This is a genomic window from Pseudomonas sp. SORT22 (assembly GCF_018417635.1).
Classification (GTDB): Bacteria; Pseudomonadota; Gammaproteobacteria; order Pseudomonadales; family Pseudomonadaceae; genus Aquipseudomonas.
Map to the genome: position 1 here is coordinate 820,313 of NZ_CP071007.1, position 21,170 is coordinate 841,482.

A 21,170-nucleotide genomic window follows, 5' to 3' on the forward strand; every position below is an offset into this window, starting at 1 on the left:
GAAGGGATACACCATGAACAAGGAAGACCGTCACCCACTGCCGGGGGCCATGCGCGAGTGGGTGCTTGAAGAATTGCGCCGGGTCGAGCTTGAACACGATGTGCGCGTGCTCTACGCCTGCGAATCCGGCAGCCGTGCCTGGGGCTTTGCCTCCACCGACAGCGATTTCGACGTGCGCTTCATCTACGTCCCGCGCCAGGACTGGTACCTGCGTGTCGACGAGCCGCGCGACGTGATCGAACGGCCGCTGACCGACGAGCTGGACATCAGCGGTTGGGAGCTGCGCAAGACCCTGAAGCTGCTGCGCAACTCCAACCCGACCCTGCTCGAATGGCTCGGCTCGCCGCTGGTGTATCGCGCCGAGCCCGGTGCGGTCGAGTCGCTGCGGGCGCTGGCGCTGAACTTCTACAGCGCTCGGGCGGCGCGGCATCACTACTTGTCGATGGCGAAAAAGAACCACCGCGACTTTCTCCAGGGCGAGCAGGTGCGCTTCAAGAAGTACCTTTACGTGCTGCGTTCGCTGTTGGCGGTGCGCTGGATCGACCTGGGCCTGGGCATGCCGCCGACGGCCTTTGCCGACCTCTTGGCAGGCACCTTGAACGAGCCACAGATGCTTGCCGAGATCGATGAATTGCTGCGCATCAAGCGCCAGGCGGTCGAGGCCGATTACGGGCCGCGACGGGTGGTGCTGCAGCAGTTCATCGACAGTGAGCTGCTGCGTGCAGAAACTTCACCAGCCTTGCCGCGGCTGCGCGGTGATACGCAACAGCTGGATGACTATTTGCGCGATACTGTGCGGCGTTATTCATAGGAGGCGCGCCTTGGCGTGCCTTCCTTGTCGAAAGGACTCGGACCGTTTTCATGCCTGACAGTAAGTACCAACGCCTGCCCCATGCCGGAGACTTCGAGCAAGTCTCTGGCACCGAGATTGTCTACCTGTCGCCCAAACCCTTGCCCACGGGCGTCGAGGCCTACAGCTACCAGCTCCTGCACCGTGATGCCAACGAGGTCTACCTGGACTTCGGCATCGGCCGGGGCAACTTCGAGTTCATGGCCCGCTGCGGCATTGCCGCGGTCATGGGCGTGATCACCAGCTTTGTGATGACGGCGCTGCTCGCGGGCTGGGCACGGCGCAAGTACGAGCCGTTCTGGTCGGGTGTTCTCGACTTTCTCGCCTCGCCGCCGATCTGGGGCTTTATCGGCGCGTTGGCGCTGATGTACGTGTTCATTTTCTGCAAGACCGTGCGCGAGCTCAGAGTCCAGCCGCCGATCCGTTTCAACCGCCAGCGACGCGAAGTGGCGATGGTGCCGAAGAAAGGTGCAGCCCCCCATTATGTGCCGTGGGAAGAGGTTATCGCCTGTGTCTCGGCCGGCAAACTGGTCACCGAATACGCGGTGCTGCCCGAGTTCAAACTGATGATCGGCCTGCGTGGCGCCGTCAGCGGTAACGTCCTCTGGCTGACTGTGGCCTGCGGCAGCCTGCGCGCTGCAGTGGCCGAGTGGGAGGCGATTCGCGCCTACATGGAAGAGGGCCCGGCAGCCTTGCCGGCGCCACCGTCAGAAGAATTCGAAGAGGGCACGGTGGCGTTTTTCCACATGGCCCGCCTCGGCTATCGGGAAAATTTCCCGTGGCTGCAGTACGTGTTCGGCTTTCTGTTCGTCCAGGCGTTTGGTGGCTGGACCTTGCCGTGCCATATCTCCAACTGGGTCAACAATCGCCCCAGGGCCCTGTTCCCCAAAGCGGTGCAGGAGTGGTCCCGGCCCTTGCCGGCAGATCAGCATGCGCTCCCCAGTGAGGCGCTGCTTAAAGAAAGTGCCGAGGTACGCGAGGTTTTTTACCGGGGCAAAACCCTGCTGGATTACTTCAAGGTGAAATTTGCCGAGGCGGCCTGACGGTGCGCCGTTACGCAAAGGAGTTGAGCATGAACAAGGACGTGATTCAGAGCGCGGCATGCTGAAGCTGCGCGTGAGAGAACGCTGGCGACGGTTGCAGATAAGCGGCAGCGATCAGGTGGTGATGCTGCTGCTTTCAGTGATGGTCGGCTTGTGCATCGCGGCGGCGTACTGGACGGCCCACCCCAAGTCCGGGTGTATCCGCCTTGGGCGCGGTAATAGCGGGCCGATCAGTTGCGATCCGCAGGTCATTGCCGGTGAAGCGATGAACATCGTGCTGTTCAGCCTGCTGTTCGCGGTACCACTGCTCTACATACTTGGCCGGCTATTGGTGCAACTGTTCAGGCCGTTGAATTCGCCGCCGTGATGGAATGTTCAGGGCCAGCACACTGATCAACACGACCACCGCTGCGACTATCACCATCAGCGAAGGCTGCTCGCCGAGCAGCGAGGCCGCGATCAGCATGGCGCAGGGCGGGATCAGGTACAGCGCCATGGTTGCCCGGCTGACCTGCGTGTGGCTCAGTACAAAGGCCCAGCCCAGGTAGGCCAGGGCGCTGGGAAATACGCCCAGCATCAACACCGCCAGGTCTGCCTGCAGTGGCGCGGCCTTCACGGCGCCGGCCAGGCCCGGCAGATACACCAGCAGCAAGGCGGTGCCGGCCCAGATGGTGTAGCAGACCATGGTCAGGCCGTCGTACCGATGGCCATGAAGTTTCTGCAGGGTGAAGTAGATACTCCACGACAGCGCGGCCAACAGCACCAGCAGGCCGTGGGCGTTCAGTGCGCCTGGCCCGTGATCCCCGGCAACCACCATCGCCGCGCCAAGCATGCCCAGCACCAGGCAGCCCCAGTGCCAGGCGCTGGCCTTCTGACGCAGAACAAAACAGCCGATCAACAGGCTGAACAACGGTGTGGATTGCGCCAGCACACTGGATGCCCCGGCACTGATCCCGCGCTGGCCGAAGTTGATCGCCACATGGTGAGCAAACACTGCGAAAAAACCGAGCAGCATCAACAGCGGCAAGTCCTTGAGCCGGGGCAGGCTGATCCCTCGCCACAGTGCGACAAAGGCCATGAATACCGACGCCACGATAAACCGCGCCAAGGCCAGATGGCCCGGTTCGTAGCCTTGCAGGGCGATATGGATGCCCGTGGGTGAGTAGGCCCAGCACAGCACCACGAACAGGGTCGCCAGGACGATTTTCAGGGATTGGGCGCGTGGCATCGCAAGAGGCTCCGGGGGGGCTGGGAGCTTCAGTATCAGAAAGGCCTATGCTCACCACAATCGACTTATACTGAGCGTATCGTTCACTTTGGGTGATGTATGGAGCTGATGCAGATTCGCATGTTCAAGACGGTCTACGACACCGGCAGCATCGCCCGTGCGGCCGAGGTGTTGCACTACGTGCCGTCGAACATCACTGCGCGGATCAAGGCGCTTGAACAAGAGCTGGGCGTGGCGCTGTTCTTTCGCCATGGTCGCGGTTTGAAGATCAGCCCGGCAGGCGAAACCTTCCTTGAATACGCCACCCAGATGCTCGCCCTGGTCGAAGCCTCGAAGGCCGCTCTGAGCCCGCAAGCCATGCCCAGCGGGCGCCTGCGTATCGGCGCCATCGAGTCCTCGGCCAGTGGCCGGCTTCCGCGGCTACTGGCCGAATACCATGCGCGCTTCCCGCAGGTATCACTGGAATTGAGCACGGGCACCTGGTCGCAACTGCTCGATGACGTGCTCAACCATCGCCTCGACGGGGCGATTGTCGCAGTGGAGGTCGAGCGGCCGTTGCTCAAGCGCACGCCCATGTACCAGGAAGACCTGGTGCTGATCGCGCCTGAATCGTTGGGGCCGATTCGCAGCGCTGAAGACCTGCAGGGCAAGGCCATCTTCATGTGGCCGGAAGGTTGCCCATACCGCGCGGCTCTGGAGCACTGGTTGCTCGAACAGGGGCAAAGACTGCCGATTGTCGGCATTGCCAGCTATGGCGCCATCGTCAGTTGCGTCAGTGCTGGCGCCGGAGTGTCGCTGGTGCCCAGGGGCATCTTCGAGCAATACCGCAAGGGCGCCGGCTGGAGCGGCCATGAGTTCGCCGAACTCAAGGCCATTAGCAACGCCTTCTACTGGCATGCCCAGGCAGCAAGGCATCCGGCCCGGGATGCCTTCGTGCAGATGCTGCGCGAGGGGTTGGCGCCGGACGCTATTCGATCGGGTACTTGAGCATCGCCGGATGCCCTTCGATCTTCTGCGCCAGACGCTGCACATGCGCATAGTCGCTGGCCGCAACCACCTCGGCGCATACGTACTGGGTGAACGACCAGGCCACCGCCGTGGTGATTTCTGCCTGGCTCAAGGGCAGGCTGGGGCACTTGCTCGGCTGTTCGGCGAGCAAGCCGTCGAGCTGCGCATACGCCGCCTGCAACTGCCCGGTCACCCGCTCCAGCCAGGGCGTGTGCAGCTTCTCTTGCGGGCGCAGGTTGTGCTCGTAGTAGATCTGCACCGACTTCTCACTGGCCGCCAGCGCCAGGCCGATCACCTGCAAATCGCTGGCGCGGGCCAGCGGGTCTTGTGGCAATAACTTTTTGGCGGGTACGGCCAGGGCTTCGAAGTAATCCAGAATCAGCGTCGAATCCATCAGCAGCGTGCCGTCGTCCAGCACCAGGCTCGGCGCCTTGACCACCGGATTGATCGCGGCGAACTCGGCAAAATTGCGAAACACCGACACCGCCTGGTGTTCGAAGCTGATGCCGTACAGCTCCAGCGATACCGCGACGCGGCGCACGTAGGGGGAATCGAGCATGCCGATGAGTTTCATGACCACTCCAGTGAGAACAGGTTACGACCGAGTAAAAGTAGTCGAGTTTTTCCCGGTGTGGTTCGAAGTGTGGGCTTGGCAGGTCAGGTGCGCGCAGGGGAATGTTTCAGGCATTAAAAAGCCGGCTTGTGGCCGGCTTCCGGGGACGGGCTTGGCTAATTTTTGGTAAGCCGCAACCGCCTTAAAATCGTTGCTCCGGCGCTAGGGCCGGGAGGTGGCGGGCAAGCTGTGGGGTGCCGCGCCAGGGCCGCGGACGGGCTGGGCCGTCGGGCTAAATGTGCGGCGTAGCATACTGGGATTGGCCGGCGATGCCCAGCAAAAAATCACTGGCCGGTGCTCAGCCCGGGCGGCTGTCGCGCAGGTGGCCCCACCAGAATACCCAGCCCAGTACTTCCAGACGCTGGGTTTTCAGTTGTGCCGGGCTGTAGGTTTCGGTGGGGTATTCGTCGCTGTCCTGGCTGTGCAGGCGCAAGGCGCCGTTGGCGCGGCGGCTGAGGCTGTTGATGCGCAGGCGGCCGTTGTGCAGCAAGGCATAGATTTCGCCTTCGACCACCCGGGTCAGGCTGCGGTCGACGGCCAGGGTGGTGCCGCGTGGCAGCAGCGGGCTCATGTTGTGCCCGGGCATGCTCAGGCACAGGGCATCGCCGGGGTCGACGCCGACGGCGTCGAGGGCACGCAGCGGCAGGCGCAGGTAACGGTCTTCGACCGGTTTTAGCTGGCGAGTCTGGATGCTGTAGAACGGCACCTGGATGTCGTTGTAGCTATGCGCCGCCAGCGCGCTGGCATCGGGGCCTTCAACGCCTGGGCGGGCGGCCTGGCTGTTGAGGCGCGGCAAGGGGTTGGGGTGCTTGGGGCCTTCGCCGTTGCGCAGCCAGCGGCTGCGCACGCACAGCAGTTCGGCGATTTCATCCAGCCGGGCCAGGGGCACGCCGCGCTTGAACCAGTTGTTGACGTGCTGCGGCGTAACCTTGCGCTGCGCGGCAAAGTCGGAAGGGGACAGGTTGCACTCGCTCAGGAGCGCTTTGAGACGATCACCGGATGTATTCATGAGGCCCGAGTTTAGTGGGCTTATCGGCTGCGGGAAATAAACGCAAAGTTCTTCTTTTGCCGGGGAATGTGATCGGTTTACAGGCGTTGGCTTAGGATGCTGTAGGAAATTTTTCAGCCAGACATAAAAAAACCCCGCATGTGCGGGGTTTTTTCGAAGGTTGCTTAGCCTTTGTAAGCGGCAACCGACTTGGTGATCGCAGCGCGGGCGGCGTCAGCGCCATCCCAGCCTTCGATCTTGACCCACTTGCCTTTCTCGAGATCTTTGTAGTTCGCGAAGAAGTGCTCGATCTGCTGGATCAGCAGGGCTGGCAGGTCGGTGTATTCTTTGACGTCGACGTACAGTTGCGACAGTTTGTCGTGCGGTACGGCGATGACTTTGGCGTCGCCGCCGCCGTCGTCGGTCATGTTCAGGATGCCGACCGGACGGGCGCGAATTACCGAGCCTGGCGCTACCGGGTACGGGGTAACAACCAGCACGTCGAGGGGGTCACCGTCGTCGGCCAGGGTGTTGGGGATGTAGCCGTAGTTGGCCGGGTAGAACATCGGGGTAGCCATGAAACGGTCAACGAACAGGCAGTCGCTGTCCTTGTCGATCTCGTATTTGATCGGCGCGTGGTTGGCTGGAATCTCGATGGCGACGTAGATGTCGTTCGGCAGGTCTTTGCCAGCCGGAATCTTGCTGTAGCTCATTGGGCAGTGCCCCCATGTTTGGCCAAAAATTGGTCGCGATTATAGGCACATTCCAGCGCGCTTGCCACGCCCGGGCGGATGTCCGGCAGGCTCAGTCCTGCGCGTCCTGGTAATGCGGGTGGTGGCGCTGCAACTGCTGCAGGCGGGCCAGCGGGTCCTGGCGGTAGAAGCCGCGCAATTGCTGGTACACCGCGGGGTAGGCGTCGTTGAGCAGGTCCGGGGCGCTGAAGAAGTATTCGCAGGTGACGGCGAAGAATTCTGCCGGGTTTTCCGCGGCATAGGGGTCGATGGCGGTTTCGGCGTCGGGGTTGCGGTCGAGCTGGGCGTTGAGGTCGTCAAAGGCCGCTTGCATGACCTGAGCCCAGTCGCTGACGCGCAGGTCACTGTGCAGCGGCGGCAGGCCGTTGGCATCGCCATTGAGCATGTCGAGCTTGTGCGCCAGTTCGTGGATCACCAGGTTGTAGCCTTCCCAGCCGCCACTGGCCAGCACGCCAGGCCAGGCGAGGATCACCGGGCCCTGCTGCCAAGCTTCGCCGCTGTGCTCGCCGTCCCATTCGTGCTCGATGCCGCTGGCGTCGCGATGGCGCTGGGGGCTTACGAAGTCGTCGGGGTAGAGGATGATTTCGTGAAAACCCTGGTACCAGTTCAGCTCGCCCAGGTGCAGCAGCGGCAGTTGCGCCTGGGCGGCAAGAAACAGCCGCTGCTCGCCGTCCAGCTCTACCCCGGGCAGGGCAGTCAGGTGCTTGTGATCGAGGAACAACACGCAGGCTTCACGCAGCCATTGGTCTTCTTCGTCGCTCAGGCCATCGAGCATCGGCAGGCGCTCGCGCACCCGCTGCCAGCGCTGCGGGTCGAGCGGGTGTCGGGCCAGGGTACGGCGACGGCGCCAGGCGCTCAGCGACCACATAAACCGGGCTTAGTGAACCTTGGCTTCGTTGCGGCCCATGCGGCTGCGCACGATGCCGATGATCATCGGCACCAGCGACAGCAGGATGATGGCGACGATCATCAGCGACAGGTTCTGCTTGATGAACGGCACGTTGCCGAAGAAGTAGCCGAGGGTGACCAGGCCGCCTACCCAGAGCACGGTGCCGGCGACGCTGAAACCGAGGAACCGCGGGTAGTGCATTTTGGCGATGCCGGCGACGAACGGCGCAAAGGTGCGCAGGATCGGCAGGAAGCGCGCCAGGGTCACGGTCTTGCCGCCATGACGCTCATAAAAGTCGTGGGTCTGCTGCAGGTAGTCGCGGCGGAAGATCTTCGAGTTGGGGTTGCGGAACAAGCGTTCGCCTGCTGTTCGGCCAATCACGTAATTGGTGCTGTCGCCCAGGATTGCCGCCGCCATCAGCAGGCCGCCGAGCAGCACCGGGTCCATACCGCCGCCTGCGGCCACGGCGCCGGCGATGAACAGCAGGGAGTCACCCGGCAGGAACGGCATGACCACCAGACCGGTCTCGCAAAAGATCACCAGGAACAGGATCGCGTAGATCCACGGGCCGTAGTTGTTGACCAACAGGTCCAGGTAGGCGTCGAGATGCAGAATAAGGTCCAGCGGGTTGAAATCCATGTACAGCACCTTGTGTTCTTGACCCGGGCGACGGGCTGGCGATGGCTGGCAGTGCGAATGCGGACGGTCGCTACCCGGAAGATGGGTAAAGTTTCACACACAATGAAGAGGCGCATTATACGGTTACGAACAGATTGTGCCTGCGCAGTTTGTAGCGGCGGATGTCGAATGGATGTGAACGGCAGGCATCGCGCCTGCCGTTGCGCCCGGATCAGTCCGAGTGGATAGGCAGGATGTAGCTCTTGAACTCGGTGTCTTCGTGAAATCCGATGGACTCGTAGGTTTTCATCGCCACTTCGTTGTCGCTGCTGGTCGATACCCGCAGGCGCACGGCGTTGGTTTCCTTGGCCAGCTTCTTGGCTTCGCGCATCAGGTGGTCGGCCACCAGCATGCGCCGGGAGTCTTCGGCGACATAGATGTCGTTGAGAATCCACACGCGCTTGAGCGACAGCGACGAGAAGCTCGGATAGAGCTGGCAAAAGCCCATCAGTTTGCTGTCGTCATCGTCCGGCAGGGCCAGGTAGATGATCGACTCGCCACGCTCCAGGCGTTTTTCCAGGAACGAGCGCGAGGAGTCCGGGTAGGGCAGCTGGCCGTAGAACTCGCGGTATCTGACGAACAGCGGGGCAAGCAGGTCCAGATGTTCCAGGGTTGCTTTGATGATTCGCATAAGCAGGCCTCAGGGTCCATGGGAGTTTGCGGCGAATCGCCGGCAGCCTTGGCAGATGCTGCCTGAAAGCAATTAGAAAGCGCAATCTACGATCTCAAGGTTTACTCAACAGGAAATTTCCGCTTTTCGGCGTATCGGTGTCTGACTCAAGGGTTTGCACCTGGGCTTCATCCTTCAGATTGACCCCCGACATCTGCCGCCGACAAGCCTCGCGCATCAGGTACAGCAGGCGGTGGGCGGCCATGCCGTAGCTCAGGCCTTCCAGGCGCACGTTGGAGATGCAGTTGCGGTAGGCGTCGGTGAGGCCGACCTTGGGGTTGTAGGTGAAGTACAGCCCGAGGCTGTCCGGCGAGCTCAAGCCCGGGCGTTCGCCGATCAGGATCACGGTCATTTTCGCCCCGAGCAGCTCGCCCACTTCATCGGCCACCGCCACCCGGCCTTGTTCGACCAACACCACCGGAGAGGTCGACCAGCCGTCGGCGGCGCTCTGTTCTTCCAGGCGGGCGAGAAACGGCAGGGTATGGCGATGCACGGCCAGGGCCGAGAGGCCGTCGGCAACCACGATGGCCAAATCGACGCCGCCGGGGTTGGCCTGGGCGTGTTCGCGCAGCCGTTGTGCTGAATCTTCGTGCAGGCGGCGCCCCAGATCGGGGCGTTGCAGGTAGCTGTGACGATCGGCGGCGGCGCTGTGCAGCAGCAGGCTTTCACGTCCGCGCTCGCTCAATTGCTGGCGCAGGCCGGCATGGTCGAAGGCCAGGTGCACGGCGTCGCGGGCCTGGGCGTGGGCGAACTGAAAGTCCAGCTGGGCGCCGGTCGGCAGGCTGGTGCCGGTGCGGCCCAGGGCGATGCGCGCCGGGGTCAGGCGGCGCAGTTCCAGCCAGGGATTGGCGCTGTTGTCGTGTTGGGGAGTATTGGCCATAGTCGACTCGCTTATCCCAGTTGCGCCAGGGCCTGGCGGAAGGCCGGTGGCAGGTTGTCACCGAAACGCACCCGGCCGTCGGCCTGGGTGAAGATGCCCATGCGCGCCAGCCAGCTTTCGAACTCCGGCGCAGGCTTGAGGCCCAGGGTCTGCCGGGCGTAGAGCGCATCATGGAATGAAGTGGTCTGGTAGTTGAGCATGATGTCGTCGGAGCCGGGAATGCCCATGATGAAGTTGATTCCGGCCACACCCAGCAGGGTCAGGAGCATGTCCATGTCGTCCTGGTCGGCTTCGGCATGGTTGGTGTAGCAGATGTCGCAGCCCATGGGCACGCCCAGCAACTTGCCGCAGAAGTGGTCTTCAAGCCCGGCGCGGATGATCTGCTTGCCGTTGTACAGGTACTCCGGGCCGATGAAACCGACCACGGTGTTGACCAGAAACGGCTTGAAGTGACGGGCCACGGCGTAGGCGCGGGTTTCGCAGGTCTGCTGGTCGACGCCATGGTGGGCGTTGGCCGAGAGGGCGCTGCCCTGGCCGGTCTCGAAGTACATCAGGTTCTGCCCGAGGGTGCCGCGGTTGAGGCTCAGACCTGCGTCGTAACCCTCCTTGAGCACATTGAGGTTAATGCCGAAGCTGGCGTTGGCCGCTTCGGTTCCGGCAATCGACTGGAACACCAGGTCCAGCGGCACGCCGCGGTTGATCGCCTCGATCGAGGTGGTCACGTGGGTCAGCACACAGGCCTGGGTGGGGATGTCATAGCGCTGGATGATGGCGTCGAGCATCTCCAGCAGGGCGCAGATCGAGGCAATGCTGTCGGTGGCCGGGTTGATGCCGATCATTGCATCGCCGTTGCCGTAGAGCAGGCCGTCGAGAATGCTCGCGGCAATCCCGGCCGGCTCGTCGGTCGGGTGGTTGGGCTGCAGGCGGGTCGAAAGCCGCCCGCGCAGGCCCATGGTGCCGCGAAAACGGGTGACCACGCGGATCTTCTGCGCCACCAGCACCAGGTCCTGCACGCGCATGATTTTCGACACGGCCGCAGCCATTTCCGGGGTCAGCCCCGGGGCCAGGGCACGCAGGCTGTCTTCATCGGCGGCTTCGCTGAGTAGCCAGTCACGCAGCCCGCCGACGGTCAGGTGGCTGACGGCGGCAAAGGCATTGGCATCATGGGTGTCGATGATCAGCCGGGTGACTTCATCGTCTTCGTAGGGGATCAGCGCTTCAGTCAGAAAATGCTTGAGCGGGATGTCGGCCAGGGCCATCTGCGCCGCTACCCGTTCGCCGTCGTTGCTGGCGGCGACACTGGCGAGAAAGTCACCCGAACGCGCCGGGCTGGCCTTGGCCATGACTTCCTTGAGGCTGTCGAAACGGTAGGTCTGGTTGCCTGCCGTGTGAACAAAACTTGCCATACAGACTCTCCAGAACGCCGCAGGGCTGGCCTGCGGCGTAGGTGGCGTTGATCAGTGCAGGGCCTCTTCGGCCTTCTGGATCGCGGCGAATTCTTCTTCCGGGGTCCCGGCGACCAGGTGGTGCCGGCTGTAGAAAGCAAAGTAGGCAATCAATACCGCATAAATCGCCGCGGCGCCAATCACTACCCGTGGGTCGACCAGAAAGCCCGCCACCACCGCGATGCAGGCCAGCACCAGGGCCACGCCCGAAGTGAAGATGCCGCCTGGGGTGCGATACGGCCGCTCCATTTTCGGCCGGCGGATGCGCAGGGTGATGTGTGCGGCCATCATCAGTACATAAGACAGCGTAGCGCCGAACACCGCGACCAGGATCAGCAGGTCGCCCTGGCCGGTCAGCGACAGGCCAAAGCCGATGATCCCGGGGATCACCAGGGCCAGTACCGGCGCTTTGCTCTTGTTGGTTTCCGAGAGCTTGCGTGGCAAGTAGCCGGCACGCGACAAAGCAAAAATCTGCCGCGAATAGGCGTAGATAATCGAGAAAAAGCTGGCGATCAGGCCGGCCAGGCCCACCAGGTTGACGAAACCGCCCATCCAGGTCGAACCGCCGTAGGCTTTCGACAGCGCCTCCACCAACGGGTTACCGGAGGCTTTGAGCGCCTCGGCACCGGCACCACCCGGGCCGACCACCAGGATCAGCAGGGCAAAGGCCAGCAGCACCAGCATGGCGCCGATCAGGCCGCGGGGCAGGTCGCGCTTGGGGTTCTTGGTTTCTTCGGCAGCCAGCGGCACACCTTCGACGGCGAGGAAGAACCAGATCGCGTAAGGGATCGCCGCCCATACCCCGACATAGCCGAACGGCAGGAAGCTGCTGGCGCCGACGGCGTCGGTCTGGGCTATATCGAACAGGTTGTTGACGTCGAAGTGCGGCACCATCGCCACCAGGAACACGCCCAGGGCAATGGCGGCCACGGCGGTGATGATGAACATCAGCTTGAGCGCTTCACCGACCCCAAAAATGTGGATGCCGATGAAGATGATGTAGAAGGCCAGGTAGATCATCCAGCCGCCGATGCCGAACAGCGACTGGCAGTAGGCGCCGATGAACACGGCAATGGCCGCCGGGGCAATCGCGTATTCGATGAGGATCGCCGTGCCGGTGAGAAACCCGCCCCAGGGCCCGAAGGCGCTGCGGGCAAAACCGTAGCCACCACCGGCGGTAGGGATCATCGACGACAGCTCGGCCAGCGAGAAGCACATGCACAGGTACATGGTCGCCATCAGCAAGGTGGCGAGGAACATGCCGCCCCAGCCACCCTGGGCCAGGCCGAAGTTCCAGCCGGCATAGTCGCCGGAAATCACGTAGGCGACGCCCAGGCCCACCAGCAATACCCAGCCGGCGGCGCCCTTTTTCAGTTCACGTTGTTGGAAATAGTCGGAGCCGACTTTTTCGAAGTCGACAGAAGAGCCTGCCGGCACGCTGCCGGTATGATCGCTTGGCATAGGATTCACCTGTTGTTTTTATCAATACCGGCGGGTGCCGGTTTGTCTGGTGATGGTCTTGCAGGAAGCGAGCCAGCGCGGCCCCGGTTCGAAGCCGCGCTGTATCTCGTTTAGAAGAAGCCCAGCGGGTTGATGTCGTAGCTGACCAGCAGGTTTTTGGTTTGCTGGTAGTGATCGAGCATCATCTTGTGGGTTTCACGGCCGACGCCGGACTTTTTGTAGCCACCGAACGCGGCGTGGGCCGGGTACAGGTGGTAGCAGTTGGTCCAGACGCGACCGGCCTTGATGCCGCGGCCCATGCGGTAGGCGCGGTTGATGTCGCGGGTCCAGACTCCGGCGCCGAGGCCGAACTCGGTGTCGTTGGCGATCGCCAGGGCTTCGGCTTCGTCCTTGAAGGTGGTGATGCTAACCACCGGGCCAAAGATTTCTTCCTGGAACACGCGCATCTGGTTGGTGCCCTTGAGCAGGGTCGGCTGGATGTAATAGCCGGTCGACAGGCTGCCTTCGAGTTTTTCCACCTTGCCGCCGGTGAGCAGTTCGGCGCCTTCCTTCTCGGCGATTTCCAGGTACGAGAGGATCTTGTCGAACTGTTGTTCGGAGGCCTGGGCGCCGACCATGGTGTCGGTGTCCAGCGGGTCGCCGCGCTTGATCTGCTTGATCTTCTTCATCACCTCTTGCATGAACGCCGGGTAGATCGACTCCTGCACCAGTGCCCGCGATGGGCAGGTGCACACCTCGCCCTGGTTGAAGAATGCCAGCACCAGGCCTTCGGCGGCTTTCTCGATGAAGCTCTGCTCGGCCTGCATGATGTCTTCGAAGAAGATGTTCGGCGACTTGCCGCCCAGTTCGACGGTCGACGGAATAATGTTTTCGGCGGCACATTTCATGATGTGCGAACCGACCGGGGTAGAGCCGGTAAAGGCGATCTTGGCGATGCGCTTGCTGGTGGCCAGGGCTTCACCGGCTTCGCGGCCATAGCCTTGCACCACGTTGAGCACGCCAGGCGGCAGCAGGTCGCCGATCACCTCCAGCAGTACGCTGATGCCCAGCGGGGTTTGCTCGGCCGGCTTGAGTACCACGCAGTTGCCGGCGGCCAGGGCCGGGGCGAGTTTCCACGCGGCCATCAGGATCGGGAAGTTCCACGGGATGATCTGGCCAACCACACCCAATGGTTCATGGATGTGGTAGGCAACGGTGTTGCCGTCGATTTCGGCGGCGCTGCCTTCCTGGGCGCGCAGGCAACCGGCGAAGTAGCGGAAATGGTCGGCAGCCAGCGGGATGTCTGCGTTGAGGGTTTCGCGGATGGCCTTGCCGTTGTCCCAGGTTTCGGTGATGGCCAGCAGTTCGAGGTTCTGTTCGATACGGTCGGCGATTTTCAGCAGGATCAGCGAACGTGCCTGCACCGAGGTTGTGCCCCAGGCATCAGCGGCGGCGTGGGCGGCATCCAGGGCTTTTTCGATGTCTTCGGCAGTCGAGCGGGGGAATTCGGCGATCAGCTGGCCGTTCACCGGCGAGGTGTTTTCGAAGTACTGGCCTTTGACTGGGGCAACGAACTCGCCACCGATGTAGTTCCCGTAACGGCTCTTGAAGGAAACCTTGGCGCCTTCGGTACCGGGATGTGCATAACGCATGATGTTTCTCCTGGCTATTGTGCTTGTTGGGGAGGATGTAAAGCATAGAGCAAGGGTTGGGCCAGTGTGGCCGACCCCAGTTAAATCAAGGGCTTGGCAGGTTTTTACGCAGGTGCAGGAAGGGCGCTGTAGCAGCGCCGGTACAGCCTGGGTGACACTTTGTACCGTTGCTGACACAAAGCGTGACCCAGCGGTCAAGCCAGCATTGCATTGCGCCGACGGGTGGAGGATGCTGGGCTTATCTCGTCTGCGGAGAACAATAAAAAGTGCAGAGCAATCACCTTAGCCGGCATGCCCGGCAAGTCCTCACCGTGACCCAGGGCAAGGCCCTGGCACAGGGCCCCGGCAGCGATCCGTCGATTGCCCGTTCCTGGCTGCGTTGCCTTGAGGACTATCACCTGGATCCGGCCCAGAGCATGGCCCCGACCGTGCTCGAGCACGGCCGCGTGCTGGAAAGCCGCGAGCGCTTGCAGCAGGTACTGCAGATCGCCGGCAACGAGATGAACAGCCTGCACCAGCAGCTGTCCGGTGCCGGCCATGCGGTGCTGCTCACCGATGCCCGCGGGGTCATCCTCAATTGCGTCACCGCGCCTACCGAACGGCGCATCTTCGAGCGCGCCGGGCTGTGGCTGGGTGCCGACTGGAGCGAGGCACGTGAAGGTACCAACGGCATCGGCACCTGCCTGGTCGAGCGCCAGGCGGTAACCATCCACCAGGATGAGCACTTTCGTGGCCGTCATACCGGCCTGACCTGCTCGGCCAGCCCGGTGTTCGACCCGCACGGCGAGTTGCTGGCGGTGCTCGATGTATCGTCTGCCCGCGCTGATGTTTCGCGCCAGAGCCAGTTTCACACCATGGCGCTGGTCAACCTCTCGGCGAAGATGATCGAGAGCAGCTACTTTTTGCGCTATTTCGATAACCAGTTCCTCCTGCGCTTTCATCTGCAGGCCGAATCGGTAGGGATGTTCAGCGAAGGGCTGCTGGCCTTTGATGGCGACGGGCGGATCTGCGCGGTCAACCAGAGCGCCTTGAACCTGCTGGGCACCATCCGTGGCGGTGTGCTCGGCAAGCCTGTGGATATGTTCTTCGATTGTGCGCAGGACGAGCTGTTCAGCCGCGCCACTGCCCAGGCCAACACCAGTTGGCCGCTACGCACCCGCGACGGCCGGGTACTGTTCGCCAGTCTGCGCGGCCAGGTGCGTTCGCTGGCGCCGGCAGCGGCGCCGTTTGTTGCCCCGGCGAAAACCTCGCAGCCCGGTGGCATCTGTCTGGTCGATCCGGCCCTGCAGAACGATTTTCGCCGGGCCGTTCGTGTGTTCGAACGCGATGTGCCATTGCTGCTGCGCGGCGAGACCGGTTGCGGCAAGGAGGCCTTCGCCAAAGCCGTGCACCAGGCCAGCCAACGCAGCAGCAAGGCGTTTGTTGCCCTCAACTGTGCGTCGATCCCCGAGAGCCTGATCGAGAGCGAGCTGTTCGGCTATCGCGGCGGCAGTTTTACCGGGGCGCGCAAGGAGGGCATGCGCGGCAAGCTGCAGCAGGCCGACGGTGGCACGCTATTGCTGGACGAGATCGGCGACATGCCGCTGGCCCTGCAGACCCGTTTGCTCCGGGTGCTGGAAGACCGCATGGTGGTGCCCATCGGCGGCGAACCGCAGGCCGTCAACGTGCGCATCATCAGCGCCAGCCACCGCAACTTGCTCGAGCGGGTCGAGGATGGCAGTTTCCGCGAAGACCTTTACTACCGTCTCAACGGCCTGGAAATCGATCTGCCGGCCTTGCGCGAGCGCAGCGACAAGTCGCAGTTGCTCGACTTCATCCTGGCCGAAGAGGCCGGTGAGCAAAGCGTAAGCCTGGACCCTGCGGCGCGCCGGGCGTTGCTCGACTTCGCCTGGCCGGGCAACGTGCGCCAGCTGCGCAACGTCCTGCGTACCTTGGTGGCGCTGAGCGAAGAGGGGCACATCGAGTTTGCCGACCTGCCGGCGGTCGTTCGCCAGCCGCCGGCACTTATCAAAAGCTCCTCACCTGTGGATAACCCCGCGCCGCTGCTGGACAGCGCCGAGCGCAACGCCTTGCTGGCAGTGCTGGAGCAGCAGCGCTGGCACATGACCCATGTCGCCGCGCAGTTGGGGGTTAGCCGTAATACCTTGTATCGAAAACTTCGCAAACACGGCATCGCCCGGGACGCCTGAGCGAAACACAGGATGCGATTTGTCGCGCCCTAGGCTACCCTGCCTCGACGTTTTGCGAGGTCGATCATGCACATTCATATTCTCGGTATTTGCGGCACTTTCATGGGTTCGCTGGCCGTGCTGGCCAAGGAGCTTGGCCATCGGGTCACCGGCTCCGATGCCAACGTCTACCCACCGATGAGCACCCAGCTTGAAGCCCAGGGCATCGAACTTACCCAGGGCTATGACGCCGCCCAACTGGACCCGGCGCCCGACCTGGTGGTGATCGGCAACGCCCTGTCGCGGGGCAACCCGGCAGTCGAGTACGTACTGAACAAGGGCCTGCCCTACGTGTCGGGCCCGCAGTGGCTGGCCGACCACGTGCTGCAAGGCCGCTGGGTGCTGGCGGTTGCCGGCACCCATGGCAAGACCACCACCAGCAGCATGCTTGCCTGGGTGCTGGAGCACGCCGGCATGAGCCCGGGCTTCCTGATCGGCGGCGTGCCGCAGAATTTCTCGGTCTCGGCGCGCCTGGGCGGCACGCCGTTCTTCGTGGTCGAGGCCGACGAATATGACAGCGCCTTCTTCGACAAGCGCTCGAAGTTCGTGCACTACCGTCCCCGTACCGCGATCCTCAATAATCTTGAGTTCGATCATGCGGATATCTTCCCTGACCTGGCCGCCATCGAGCGACAGTTCCACCACTTGGTGCGAACCATTCCAAGCGAAGGCCTGGTGATCCATCCGACCACCGAGCCGGCCCTTGAGCGCGTGATCAAGATGGGCTGCTGGACGCCGGTGCAGACCACCGGTGAAGGCGGGCAGTGGCAGGTCAAACTGCTCAGCGCCGACGGTTCGCGTTTCGAAGTCAGCTTCGAAGGCGAAACCCAGGGCGTGGTCGAGTGGGAGCTGACCGGCCAGCACAACGTCGCCAACGCCCTGGCTACTTTGGCGGCGGCGCGTCATGTCGGCGTGGTGCCGGCCATGGGTATTGCCGCATTGAGCGCGTTCAAGAGCGTCAAGCGGCGGATGGAAAAGGTCGCTGAAGTACAGGGAGTGACCATCTATGACGACTTCGCTCACCACCCGACCGCTATCGCCACCACCCTCGATGGCTTGCGCAAACGCATCGGCGATGCTCCGCTGATTGCCGTGATCGAGCCGCGCTCCAACTCGATGAAGCTCGGCGCCCACCGCGATGGCCTGCCCGAGAGCGTCAACGATGCCGACCAGGTGATCTGGTACGCACCGCCGAACCTGGGCTGGGACCTGGCCGCCACCGCCGCCGAATGCAAGGTGCCGGCTGTGGTGGCCGACAGCCTTGAAGCGATCATCGAACGGGTCAAGAGCCAGGCCAAGCCCGGTACCCAGGTGGTGATCATGAGCAATGGCGGCTTCGGCGGCCTGCACGGCAAGCTGGCCGAGGCGCTGAAATGAGCGGGCCGGAACGCATCACCCTGGCCATGACCGGGGCTTCGGGGGCGCAGTATGGGCTGCGCCTGCTCGATTGCCTGGTGCGCGAAGACCGCGAGGTGCATTTTCTGATCTCCAAGGCCGCGCAACTGGTGATGGCCACCGAGACTGATGTGTTGCTGCCGGCCAAACCGCAAGCCATGCAGGCCTTCCTCACCGAGTACACCGGCGCTGCCGCCGGGCAGATCCGCGTGTATGGCAAGGAAGACTGGATGTCGCCGGTCGCCTCGGGCTCTGGCGCGCCGGCGGCGATGGTGGTGGTGCCGTGCTCGACCGGGACCTTGTCGGCGATTGCCACCGGCGCCTGCAACAATCTGATCGAGCGGGCTGCAGACGTGACCCTGAAGGAGCGTCGGCAGTTGATCCTGGTGCCGCGTGAGGCACCGTTCTCGACCATCCACCTGGAGAACATGCTTAAGCTGTCGAACATGGGCGCGGTGATCCTGCCGGCGGCGCCGGGCTTTTATCATCAGCCGCAGACCATCGACGACCTGATCGACTTTGTTGTCGCACGGATCCTCAACCTGCTGAACATTCCCCAGGACATGCTGCCGCGTTGGGGCGAGCATCATCTGGGCGCGGATGAATGAAGCGCCTGCTGGGCGTGATGCTGCTGTGCGTGATGGCTAGCGGTTGCGCCAGTGTGCGCACCCTGGACGCGGCCAAACCGGGGGCGCCGGTGGTATATGCCGGTACGCGCCTGGATCTGTATGCGTTGCAGGGCGGTTGTTGCGCCATTGACCGCTTTGGCGCCGAGGCGCCGAAGTATCCCGGGCTGGACCTGCCGGGCAGTGCCTTGCTTGATACCGTGCTGCTACCGCTGTCGGTATTGACCGCGCTGGGAATTGGCTTTCAGGCGACGGGCGGGTTGTAGCGGCTGGCCTGATCGCGGGGCAAGCCCGCTCCCACACACTCTGTGGGAGGGGGTTGCCCCGCGATTGCTACTTGCCCAACCGGCGCAATTCATCCGACTCGACAATCCGGATCCCGTCCTGCTCTTCCAGCGCCAAACGCCACAGCGCCCTGGCCAGTTGGCAGGCCTCGATGCCCCGGTACTTGCCCGGGATCAGCTTCGACAGCGGCCCGGCCAAGCGTTCCGACATCCGCGGTTCGATGCGGTCACCCAGCAGCAGCGAAGGCCGGGCGATGGTCAGTTGCGGCCAGTCCTGGGCCTTCAATGCGGCCTCCATTTCGCCTTTGACCCGGTTGTAGAAGATCGGCGATCTGCGGTCGGCGCCCAGGGCGCTGACCACCAGCAGGTGCCGCGCGCCCATCTCCCGGGCGCGCTTGCCGAAGGCGACGACCATGTCCAGGTCGACCGCGCGAAAGGCCGGCTCGGACCCTGCCTGCTTGATCGTGGTGCCCAGGCAGCAGAAGGCGATGTCGACGCGACCTGCCAGTTGCGGGAGGAACACCGCCGGGTCACCCACCGGGTTTTCCAGGTGCGGGTGTTCGGCCAGTGGGCGACGGGTGGGGGCCAATACGCGGCTGACGGTGGGCTCGTTGAGCAGCCGATCAAGTAAGTGTTCACCGGTAAGACCGGTGGCTCCGGCAAGCAGGATGTGCTGAGGCGTCAAGTACATGATGTCTCTCCCTTGATACAGTCAGCTTAGTGGTTGCCAGCATTTTTTGCATGCTCGGCCTGTTGCTTGCCCGCATCACTTTGCAAGGCTTTGCGCGCTTGTTGCTGGCGCAGGCGCTGCCAGTGATCGAGTACGCCCTTGGGTGCCCAGATCTGAGGCTCGGAGGCATCGAAGCCTTCAATGGCCTCGCGCTCGGAGACGCTGGCGCTGGCCCGCTCGAAGGCCTGCTGCAGGTCGTCGGTCTGGTTCAGGGCCTGGGCGAACAGGGCGTCGCCAAAGTAGGTGAAGTCGGCTTCTTCGGAGCAGCCGAACGACACCCGGTCGGCGCGCGAGGCGGTCATGATCAGGGTCCGCTCGTCTTTGAGCGGGGCGATATAGCCGCCTGAATAACAGGCCGAGATGACAATGATCTTGTCGCGGTCTTTCAAGGGCGCCAGGGTCGTGGCCAGGGCATCGGCGGGCAGGTCTGCCAGTTGCAGGCGCGGCTGGTCGAGTACCAGTTCGTGCTCGTGGCTGCCGTGGCTGGTCAGGTAGATGAACACCAGGTCTTCCGGGCCGCTGCGTTCGGCCAGGGTGCGCACGGCGCGGGCAAGGTTCTCGCGGGTGGCCATGGGCCGGTCGCTGAGGTGGTCGCGGTGGTTGACCAGGCTGATCTGGCCGACCGCGCCAAAGCGGCTCTTGAGCATGTTGCTGACGTAATCGGCCTCGCGCAGGAACACGCTCTGTTTGCCATCGCCCCCCAGGGCCAGGCTGTAGAGTTCGATGTCCGGGGTCGAGGCCGGCACCTTGGCCAGCGCTTGGTCGAGCAGGCCGCCCTGGTTGAGCAGCGCCAGTTCCAGCGGGTCGGGCAGCAGTTTGCCGTGCTCGTCGCGCACGCGCTGGCCATTGAGCCACTGGCCGCTTTCATTGCGCCCGTCGAGCAGGGTCAGGCGGCCGTTGCCCTGGTAGGTGTCGTTCTCGAAGCCGCCGACATAGACACTGCCGTCCGGCAACTGCAGGCGCCCGTTACCGGAAAACCGCCAGTCGCGAAAATACCCCTTGTAGTGGCTGCCGTCGCTGCCGATCAGCTCGCCCTTGCCGCTGAGCGAGCCGTCCTTGAACTGGCCGATCCACACGTCACCATCAGTGTTTTCGTAACGGCCGCGGCCTTCCAGGCGGTTGTCATGGAAGGCACCGATGTACTGGTCGCCTTCGGCGCTGTTGAAGGTACCGCTGCCTTCGAGCTGGCCGTTGACGAAACGGCCGCTGAACTGGTTGCCGCTGGCGTCGCTGCGGATGCCTTCGCCATTGGGTTTGCCGCGGGCGAACAGGCCCTGGTACTGGCTGCCGTCAGCCAGTTCGAGATGGCCGGCGCCGTGGTACTGGTCGTCCTTGAACTGGCCACGGTAAAGCAGGCCGGGTTCCTTGAGGGTGCCTTCGCCGTCGCGGCGGCCGAGCTTGAACCCACCGGTGTAGCTGCTGCCCGGTGTTTTCAGGGTGCCCAGGCCGTGGAACAGGCCCTGCTGGAACCCGCCGCGGTAGACCTCGCCATTGCTGCCATGCCATTCACCCTGGCCATGCCACTGGCCATTGAGGAAGTTGCCCTTGTACCAACTGCCGTTGGGGTAGTCGATGCGCCCGGCACCTTGCAGCAGGCCGTCGACCACCTCGCCCCGATAGCGGCCGCCATCGGGCAGGCGCGCATCGGGCGGCGACAGGGGTTCGCCGTCACCGCAAGCGGCCAGTAGCAGGGTCAGGGCAAGGGGAACGAGTGGGCGCATGGCGGGGTCCGGACAAGTGAGGCCCCGAGTATGCCGTAGAACGCGGGGGG

Annotated in this window: 21 protein-coding genes; 8 read left to right on the plus strand and 13 right to left on the minus strand. The window is 63.4% G+C overall.

What is annotated here, in order from left to right; translation table 11 throughout:
- The first annotated feature begins 13 nt into the window (after positions 1-13).
- The 3 genes from JYG36_RS03885 to JYG36_RS03895 are packed head-to-tail and all read left to right on the plus strand — an operon-like array spanning position 14 to position 2,260.
- A complete protein-coding gene (locus JYG36_RS03885; RefSeq protein ID WP_093379085.1) occupies positions 14-811 on the plus strand; it encodes a nucleotidyltransferase domain-containing protein in 798 nt (265 codons plus the stop codon).
- A 50-nt stretch (positions 812-861) separates the two neighbouring features.
- Positions 862-1,893, plus strand: a complete 1,032-nt coding sequence (locus tag JYG36_RS03890) for a hypothetical protein (RefSeq protein ID WP_249744392.1) — start codon at positions 862-864, stop codon at positions 1,891-1,893.
- A 58-nt stretch (positions 1,894-1,951) separates the two neighbouring features.
- Entirely contained in the window at positions 1,952-2,260 is a 309-nt protein-coding gene (locus JYG36_RS03895) for a hypothetical protein (RefSeq protein ID WP_213603157.1), read from the plus strand.
- On the opposite strand, the gene JYG36_RS03900 is transcribed toward JYG36_RS03895, so the two are convergent.
- Entirely contained in the window at positions 2,219-3,121 is a 903-nt protein-coding gene (locus JYG36_RS03900) for a DMT family transporter (RefSeq protein WP_195885123.1), read from the minus strand. The two genes, JYG36_RS03895 and JYG36_RS03900, sit on opposite strands and share 42 nt — an antisense overlap.
- 99 nt (positions 3,122-3,220) lie before the next feature.
- On the opposite strand from JYG36_RS03900, the gene JYG36_RS03905 reads away from it, so the two are divergent.
- Positions 3,221-4,108, plus strand: a complete 888-nt coding sequence (locus JYG36_RS03905; protein WP_093379097.1) for a LysR family transcriptional regulator — start codon at positions 3,221-3,223, stop codon at positions 4,106-4,108.
- Here the strand turns inward: JYG36_RS03905 and JYG36_RS03910 are convergent.
- The 10 genes from JYG36_RS03910 to exaC form a co-directional block, all read right to left on the minus strand.
- Complete coding sequence (locus JYG36_RS03910; RefSeq protein ID WP_213603159.1) at positions 4,089-4,703, minus strand: glutathione S-transferase family protein; 615 nt, start codon at positions 4,701-4,703, stop codon at positions 4,089-4,091. The genes JYG36_RS03905 and JYG36_RS03910 overlap by 20 nt on opposite strands.
- A 337-nt stretch (positions 4,704-5,040) precedes the next feature.
- Positions 5,041-5,751: a LexA family transcriptional regulator gene (locus JYG36_RS03915; protein WP_093379139.1), complete on the minus strand. Its 711-nt coding sequence runs from the start codon at positions 5,749-5,751 to the stop codon at positions 5,041-5,043.
- A gap of 164 nt (positions 5,752-5,915) precedes the next feature.
- A complete protein-coding gene (ppa, locus tag JYG36_RS03920) occupies positions 5,916-6,443 on the minus strand; it encodes an inorganic diphosphatase (RefSeq protein WP_007933577.1) in 528 nt (175 codons plus the stop codon).
- 91 nt (positions 6,444-6,534) lie between these two features.
- On the minus strand, positions 6,535-7,350 hold the full coding sequence (locus tag JYG36_RS03925) for a M90 family metallopeptidase (protein WP_213603161.1): 816 nt from the start codon (positions 7,348-7,350) through the stop codon (positions 6,535-6,537).
- A gap of 9 nt (positions 7,351-7,359) precedes the next feature.
- Positions 7,360-8,010 carry a DedA family protein gene (locus tag JYG36_RS03930; protein ID WP_038998563.1) on the minus strand — a complete coding sequence of 217 codons (651 nt, stop codon included), beginning with the start codon at positions 8,008-8,010 and terminating at the stop codon, positions 7,360-7,362.
- A 211-nt stretch (positions 8,011-8,221) separates the two neighbouring features.
- Positions 8,222-8,680 (minus strand): GNAT family N-acetyltransferase, encoded by a 459-nt coding sequence (locus JYG36_RS03935; RefSeq protein WP_123565102.1) that lies wholly within the window; start codon positions 8,678-8,680, stop codon positions 8,222-8,224.
- A 94-nt stretch (positions 8,681-8,774) separates the two neighbouring features.
- Positions 8,775-9,599: an ethanolamine ammonia-lyase subunit EutC gene (eutC, locus tag JYG36_RS03940; RefSeq protein ID WP_213603163.1), complete on the minus strand. Its 825-nt coding sequence runs from the start codon at positions 9,597-9,599 to the stop codon at positions 8,775-8,777.
- A gap of 11 nt (positions 9,600-9,610) precedes the next feature.
- Complete coding sequence (locus JYG36_RS03945) at positions 9,611-11,005, minus strand: ethanolamine ammonia-lyase subunit EutB (RefSeq protein WP_213603165.1); 1,395 nt, start codon at positions 11,003-11,005, stop codon at positions 9,611-9,613.
- A 51-nt stretch (positions 11,006-11,056) separates the two neighbouring features.
- A complete protein-coding gene (eat, locus tag JYG36_RS03950; RefSeq protein ID WP_045199911.1) occupies positions 11,057-12,505 on the minus strand; it encodes an ethanolamine permease in 1,449 nt (482 codons plus the stop codon).
- A 110-nt stretch (positions 12,506-12,615) separates the two neighbouring features.
- Entirely contained in the window at positions 12,616-14,136 is a 1,521-nt protein-coding gene (exaC, locus tag JYG36_RS03955) for an acetaldehyde dehydrogenase ExaC (protein WP_123565105.1), read from the minus strand.
- Positions 14,137-14,402: 266 nt separating this feature from the next.
- Between exaC and JYG36_RS03960 the strand changes: the two genes are divergently transcribed.
- From JYG36_RS03960 to JYG36_RS03975, 4 genes are all read left to right on the plus strand, one after another.
- Positions 14,403-16,325: a sigma-54-dependent Fis family transcriptional regulator gene (locus tag JYG36_RS03960; protein WP_093379163.1), complete on the plus strand. Its 1,923-nt coding sequence runs from the start codon at positions 14,403-14,405 to the stop codon at positions 16,323-16,325.
- Positions 16,326-16,391: 66 nt separating this feature from the next.
- Positions 16,392-17,741, plus strand: a complete 1,350-nt coding sequence (mpl, locus tag JYG36_RS03965; protein WP_045199905.1) for a UDP-N-acetylmuramate:L-alanyl-gamma-D-glutamyl-meso-diaminopimelate ligase — start codon at positions 16,392-16,394, stop codon at positions 17,739-17,741.
- A complete protein-coding gene (ubiX, locus tag JYG36_RS03970) occupies positions 17,738-18,367 on the plus strand; it encodes a flavin prenyltransferase UbiX (RefSeq protein WP_045199899.1) in 630 nt (209 codons plus the stop codon). The genes mpl and ubiX overlap by 4 nt, the downstream gene beginning before the upstream one ends.
- A complete protein-coding gene (locus JYG36_RS03975; protein ID WP_093379169.1) occupies positions 18,364-18,651 on the plus strand; it encodes a YceK/YidQ family lipoprotein in 288 nt (95 codons plus the stop codon). Before ubiX ends, JYG36_RS03975 begins: the two co-directional genes overlap by 4 nt.
- A 67-nt stretch (positions 18,652-18,718) precedes the next feature.
- Here JYG36_RS03975 and JYG36_RS03980 read toward each other — a convergent pair whose 3' ends face one another.
- Together JYG36_RS03980 and JYG36_RS03985 are read right to left on the minus strand one after the other, a co-directional pair.
- Positions 18,719-19,360 carry an oxidoreductase gene (locus JYG36_RS03980; protein ID WP_045199893.1) on the minus strand — a complete coding sequence of 214 codons (642 nt, stop codon included), beginning with the start codon at positions 19,358-19,360 and terminating at the stop codon, positions 18,719-18,721.
- Between the two features lie 26 nt (positions 19,361-19,386).
- Positions 19,387-21,120: a C13 family peptidase gene (locus JYG36_RS03985; protein WP_093379172.1), complete on the minus strand. Its 1,734-nt coding sequence runs from the start codon at positions 21,118-21,120 to the stop codon at positions 19,387-19,389.
- Positions 21,121-21,170 lie beyond the last annotated feature (50 nt).

Excerpts from the sequence above, each read along its gene's own strand:
- JYG36_RS03935 (WP_123565102.1), bottom strand. The coding sequence starts at position 8,680 with ATGCGAATCATCAAAGCAACCCTGGAACATCTGGACCTGCTTGCCCCG.
- JYG36_RS03985 (WP_093379172.1), bottom strand. The coding sequence starts at position 21,120 with ATGCGCCCACTCGTTCCCCTTGCCCTGACCCTGCTACTGGCCGCTTGC.
- JYG36_RS03930 (WP_038998563.1), bottom strand. The coding sequence starts at position 8,010 with ATGGATTTCAACCCGCTGGACCTTATTCTGCATCTCGACGCCTACCTG.
- ppa (WP_007933577.1), bottom strand. The coding sequence starts at position 6,443 with ATGAGCTACAGCAAGATTCCGGCTGGCAAAGACCTGCCGAACGACATC.
- JYG36_RS03895 (WP_213603157.1), top strand. The coding sequence starts at position 1,952 with ATGCTGAAGCTGCGCGTGAGAGAACGCTGGCGACGGTTGCAGATAAGC.
- JYG36_RS03905 (WP_093379097.1), top strand. The coding sequence starts at position 3,221 with ATGGAGCTGATGCAGATTCGCATGTTCAAGACGGTCTACGACACCGGC.
- JYG36_RS03975 (WP_093379169.1), top strand. The coding sequence starts at position 18,364 with ATGAAGCGCCTGCTGGGCGTGATGCTGCTGTGCGTGATGGCTAGCGGT.
- JYG36_RS03890 (WP_249744392.1), top strand. The coding sequence starts at position 862 with ATGCCTGACAGTAAGTACCAACGCCTGCCCCATGCCGGAGACTTCGAG.
- JYG36_RS03980 (WP_045199893.1), bottom strand. The coding sequence starts at position 19,360 with ATGTACTTGACGCCTCAGCACATCCTGCTTGCCGGAGCCACCGGTCTT.
- JYG36_RS03885 (WP_093379085.1), top strand. The coding sequence starts at position 14 with ATGAACAAGGAAGACCGTCACCCACTGCCGGGGGCCATGCGCGAGTGG.
- eat (WP_045199911.1), bottom strand. The coding sequence starts at position 12,505 with ATGCCAAGCGATCATACCGGCAGCGTGCCGGCAGGCTCTTCTGTCGAC.
- mpl (WP_045199905.1), top strand. The coding sequence starts at position 16,392 with ATGCACATTCATATTCTCGGTATTTGCGGCACTTTCATGGGTTCGCTG.
- eutC (WP_213603163.1), bottom strand. The coding sequence starts at position 9,599 with ATGGCCAATACTCCCCAACACGACAACAGCGCCAATCCCTGGCTGGAA.
- JYG36_RS03900 (WP_195885123.1), bottom strand. The coding sequence starts at position 3,121 with ATGCCACGCGCCCAATCCCTGAAAATCGTCCTGGCGACCCTGTTCGTG.
- JYG36_RS03915 (WP_093379139.1), bottom strand. The coding sequence starts at position 5,751 with ATGAATACATCCGGTGATCGTCTCAAAGCGCTCCTGAGCGAGTGCAAC.
- JYG36_RS03945 (WP_213603165.1), bottom strand. The coding sequence starts at position 11,005 with ATGGCAAGTTTTGTTCACACGGCAGGCAACCAGACCTACCGTTTCGAC.
- exaC (WP_123565105.1), bottom strand. The coding sequence starts at position 14,136 with ATGCGTTATGCACATCCCGGTACCGAAGGCGCCAAGGTTTCCTTCAAG.
- ubiX (WP_045199899.1), top strand. The coding sequence starts at position 17,738 with ATGAGCGGGCCGGAACGCATCACCCTGGCCATGACCGGGGCTTCGGGG.
- JYG36_RS03925 (WP_213603161.1), bottom strand. The coding sequence starts at position 7,350 with ATGTGGTCGCTGAGCGCCTGGCGCCGTCGCCGTACCCTGGCCCGACAC.
- JYG36_RS03910 (WP_213603159.1), bottom strand. The coding sequence starts at position 4,703 with ATGAAACTCATCGGCATGCTCGATTCCCCCTACGTGCGCCGCGTCGCG.